Source organism: Paenibacillus sp. 01T422, assembly GCF_056398785.1.
Genome location: NZ_JBFTQB010000458.1, coordinates 1 through 4,961, shown reverse-complemented (window position 1 = coordinate 4,961; position 4,961 = coordinate 1). Strand labels below are relative to the sequence as shown.

The following is a 4,961-nucleotide window of genomic DNA, read 5'->3' as shown; positions in this document are numbered from 1 at the left end:
CTTTTTTACGATCTGGTATCAATTCATATTTATTTTCGGGATAGTTGACCTCCATCAGGCCAGGAACGATGTCTTGAAGGATGGCATCCGGGTTCTCCGTACGAGGATTATCGGAAGTGACATATAAATAATCGCTATAGGCAGCCGTAACCTTCCCCATCATAGGCCGTTTCGTCCTATCACGGTCCCCTCCACAACCAAATACGGTAATGACTTTGCCCTCGGCAAATTCACGAACCGTCGAGAGTGCGTTCTCAAGTCCATCCGGCGTATGGGCATAGTCAACCAGAACCAAATAATCCTGGCCCTCATCCACAACTTCCATCCGTCCATCAACGACAGCAATGCTTTCTAAGCTATTTCGAATCGCCTCGAGAGAAATACCTTCCGCTAATGCTGCAGCGATTGACCCAAGAGCATTATATACATTAAATTTGCCAACCAATTTCATTTGGAACAGCATTTCTCCTGCAAAAGAGACTACTTTGAAAGCTGTACCTTTTGCGGTCATGCGAATGTCAGTCGCCCGAACATCACATGGCTGCTCAATTCCGTATGTAATCACCTGTGCGGCAGTAAGTCTGTCGAACGTTTCGGATGCCGCGTCATCCGCATTCAATATCGCATATTGACGATCACTGAGATCGCCTGAAAAGCCATTGCCCAATCTGGAGAATAAAAGCCCTTTGGCCGCTGCATAGGCATCCATTGTATTGTGATAATCCAAATGATCCTGAGACAGGTTCGTGAATATACCTGATCGGAAATGAATCCCCTTCACACGGCCAAGCTCCAAAGCATGGCTTGAAACCTCCATGATGCAGTAATCCGTTCCTGCCTCGCACATGCTGCGGAAACTGCGCTGAAGATCAACCGATTCTTGCGTTGTCCGCTCCATCTCGGTGTACGTATCCCCGATTTTCATTTGGATCGTACCCATCAAACCCGTAATAAAGCCTTGATCGCGCAATATTTTTTCTAGCAGGTAGGTAGATGTTGTTTTGCCGTTGGTTCCTGTAATTCCAATTAATCTCAATTGTTTGCTTGGATATCCGTAGAAATGAGCTGACAACGCTGCCATCGCATATCTGGCATCCTTCACCACCAGCTGTGGAACTGGCAAATCCAGCACTCTTTCGGTAACAAGTGCAGAAGCCCCAAGCGCAACGGCTTTTGGGGCATAATCATGGCCGTCAACCGTCAGTCCAGGGATACACAAAAACAAATCGCCTGGTTTTATTTTACGAGAGTCTGCTTCAATCCCCGTAATCTCTGTATCCGCATTTCCATGTATGTGGGTAATGAGCAGTGCGGAAGCAAGCTCCTGCAGTTTCATGAGCAACCCTCTCCTTAACATTTTTCCTATCTATTATGGACAATTTTATGCATGTGGAAAAGCTAAACATGTCTTACTTGCAAATCTTTTTTTGAAAGGGCAGATAAATTCCTATTGCGGCGGCTCATTGTTCGATAGAAAAATTCGAATCGTTGAACCTTGATCCACCCGTGTGCCTGCTTTCGGCGCTTGGCTGATCACATATTTGCCATTGCCGGACTTCGCCAGCTTGAAATTCATGTTCAGATCTTCTAATATATCATCAACTGACGCTCCAACCAAGTCCGGCACCTCAACAACCGGCGTTTCCCCATATCGGTACTCTTTATCGAGCTGCTGTTTATTCGGCTCTACCTTCATATAGCGCAAAGCGTCAGCCATCATGTTCTTAACTAAAGGCGCTGCGATCAAGCCGCCAAATTGAATGCCTTTGGGGTCATCCACAGCCGCATAAATCACAATTTTTGGGTTATCCGCCGGGGCAAATCCGATGAAGGACACAATATGCTCATCGGGTGAGTAACGACCGTTAATAACCTTCTGAGCGGTTCCTGTTTTTCCTCCGACCCGGTAACCGTCGATAAAAGCATTGCGCCCTGTACCTAGCGCTACTACGCTTTCGAGCGCTTCACGAACCTGTTTCGAGGTTCCCTCCGAAATCACATTGCGCACAAGCTCCGGTTCAGTAACATCAACGACTTCTCCTGTGTCCGGGTTCGAGAAGGATTTTGCCACATAAGGCTTAAACAGCTTACCACCGTTAATCGCCGCAGAGACAGCTGTAATTTGTTGAATCGGCGTTACTGAAACCCCTTGACCGAACGCGGTCGTCGCAAGTTCCACTGGCCCAACCTGAGAAGGCTTGAACATAATCCCGTTCTCTTCCCCGCCAAGGTCAATGCCTGTCTTTTTCCCAAAGCCAAACTTGGAAATATAGTCAAACAACTTCTCTTTGCCCAAGCGCTGCCCCATAACGACAAAGCCCGGGTTACAAGAGTTTTGAACAACCTGAAGCATCGTTTCACTGCCATGACCGCCTCGTTTCCAACAACGCAGTCTTGCTCCTCCAACCTCGATAAAACCAGGATCATAGAAAGGTTCATTCTTTAAATCCACTTTCTTCTCTTCCAAGGCCGCTGCAAGCGTAATAATTTTAAACGTCGAACCAGGCTCGTACGTTTTCCAAATCGGCAAGTTCCTGTTGTACGTTTCTGCCGGATAATTCTTATAGTTGCCAGGCTCGTAGGTCGGTCTACTGCCCATCGCCAAGATCTCACCATTATTCGGGTCCATCATGATCGCGACGACATTTTGTGCTTGATACTGGACCATCGCTTGGTCCAATTCTCTTTCCATCACAGATTGTAAATGACTATCGATAGTGAGTTTTACGTTGAGTCCATCTTTCGGACTTGTATACTTATCCGTTGTCCCTGCTAGTGGCCTGCCTGCTGCATCCGTCATATACGAAATGTTGCCGGGGATACCAGTCAATTCCTTATCGTATTTCGCTTCAACCCCTGTAATACCTTTATCTATGCCAGCAAAACCCAGGATGTGTGCCGCCAAGCTGCCGAAAGGATAATAACGTTTATTATCTTCAGCGACTACAACCCCAGGAAGATGCAGATTGCGGACTTCCTGTGCTTTCTCTATCGTTATTTTTCGTCCGGACGGTTTGATGTCAACTTGGGACGTTTTTTTGGTAATTTGCTTATAGATATCATCAGCATTTCCTTGAAGCACTTCCGCCAGTTTAGCTGCCGTACTTTGAGGATCTTGGATTTGAACAGGAATCGCCACGATCGTAGGCGTGCTCATACTATAAGTCAACGTGATCCCATTGCGATCCTGAATTTCTCCTCTTTTCGGCGCAAACTCAATCTGTCTCCTCCAGCTATCCTCCGCTTTATTCGCCAAGTCTTGTCCAATCCATAGCTGGACGTAGGCCAAGCGGAGAATAAGTGCAGTGAAAATGATCGTGCCAATGATGAGCGCAGTAAACAATCTGCGGCGAACGGTAACGTTAGAAGCACGCATGAACGTTCAATCTCCCTTCCCAAATAAGTCAGTCTCATTCCTAACATGACTATTCGGGACAAACAGGGGTTAGAACAAGCCTATCACTTTACGGCTACTTTGTATTTGCTACCGCTGGTTTATCGCTTAATGGTTTAAGCTGGAGTGTTGCAGTGCGCGCTTCACCCTCTCCTGCACTCGTTTGATCCGAGACGTAGCCTTCACCCGAAGTTTGACAGTCCACTTTAAAGAATGAACAAGCTTCTACAGCATCGCGCAAGGATCGACCTACTAAGTTGGGTAGCGGCATTTCACTTACGTTTTGCATGGCCACATATATTCGTTGCGTTGATAAGATTTCAGTTCCTGGTTTGGGGAATTGATCGACAACCTTGTCTCCCTTACCAAAAACTTCCAATGCTAAACCACTCTCCTTAGCCGCTGCTTTCGCATTCACTGAAGTCATTTCCATGAAATTAGGCACTTTAAGCTTGTTCGCTTCTTTGGCAACCATTTGTGTTTGCTTGCTCGACTTAACCCCCATATACTGCAGGGATTGACCAACAATATCTTTAAATGCCGGCGCTAGAACTTGTCCGCCCAAATGGTAATTACCGCCAAGATCTGGCTGATCTGCGATCAAGGTGACGAGGATTTTGGGATTTTCAACGGGTGCATACCCAATAAAAGAGATAACCCAGGTATTGGTTGAATACGTCTTTTCGCCAGGAAGTACCAAATTCGCTGTACCTGTTTTGCCAGCTACACGATAACCTTCCATGAAGGCCAGCTTACCTGTTCCAATATCTTGGTCAGAAACGACTTGCTCCAAGTAGCCGCTAACCGTAGCTGCCGTCTTCTCACTAACGACTTGGCGCACAACTTGTGGGGCAAAGGATTGAATCGTTTTCCCTGTTTTGGGGTCTACAATGTCTTTCACAATATGCGGCCACATTAACTTGCCGCCATTCGCCATTGCCGCATAAGCGGCAGTTTGTTGAATTGCAGTAACAACGACTTTCCCTTGCCCATACGTTGCTGTTGCATATTCAGATGGATACTTCATATCGATTAGTCCAGATACTTCATTAGGCATATCGATATTCGTTTTTTCATTAAATCCAAACTTTTCTATGTAACTTTTGAGTTTAGGTTGCGTAAGTTTCTCAATACCTAGTTTGAYGAAAGCTACGTTACTAGAACGCTTAAGACCATCGAGATAAGAAATTTTGCCCCAACCAACACGGTTGTGGTCATGCAGTTCTCTATCCTGCACGCGAATCATACCAGACTGGTACGTCTCATTGGGATTGAATAACCCCTCTTCTACCGTACCGGCTAAAGTGACGATTTTGAATGTCGAGCCAGGTTCATAACGGGAAGCAACAGCATTATTTTTAAAATCACTTTGATTGTCGATAGTCCAATATTTATTCGGATTAAACGTCGGTGTATTTGCCATACCCAATATTTCCATCGTTTGAGGATCGACCGCAATAGCCGTTAAGCTTTTGGGATGCCACTGATCATTTACTTTGGCCAGCGCGCTCTCCAAGTAGAATTGAATGTTCTTATCAATGGTGAGACGCACATTATTGCCGTCTTC

Annotated in this window: 3 protein-coding genes; all 3 read right to left on the bottom strand. The window is 46.0% G+C overall.

The features are described 5' to 3' along the window. On the bottom strand, positions 1-1,336 hold a 1,336-nt coding region (locus AC1DUA_RS23050), incomplete at its 3' end, for a UDP-N-acetylmuramoyl-L-alanyl-D-glutamate--2,6-diaminopimelate ligase (RefSeq protein ID WP_477501992.1). Positions 1,337-1,447: 111 nt separating this feature from the next. Then, the gene (locus AC1DUA_RS23045; RefSeq protein ID WP_477501991.1) at positions 1,448-3,376 is read right to left on the bottom strand and encodes a stage V sporulation protein D; all 1,929 of its coding nucleotides are present in this window, start codon (positions 3,374-3,376) and stop codon (positions 1,448-1,450) included. Between the two features lie 94 nt (positions 3,377-3,470). Next, positions 3,471-4,961 (bottom strand): penicillin-binding transpeptidase domain-containing protein (locus tag AC1DUA_RS23040; protein ID WP_477501990.1); only part of this gene is annotated, 1,491 nt, incomplete at its 5' end.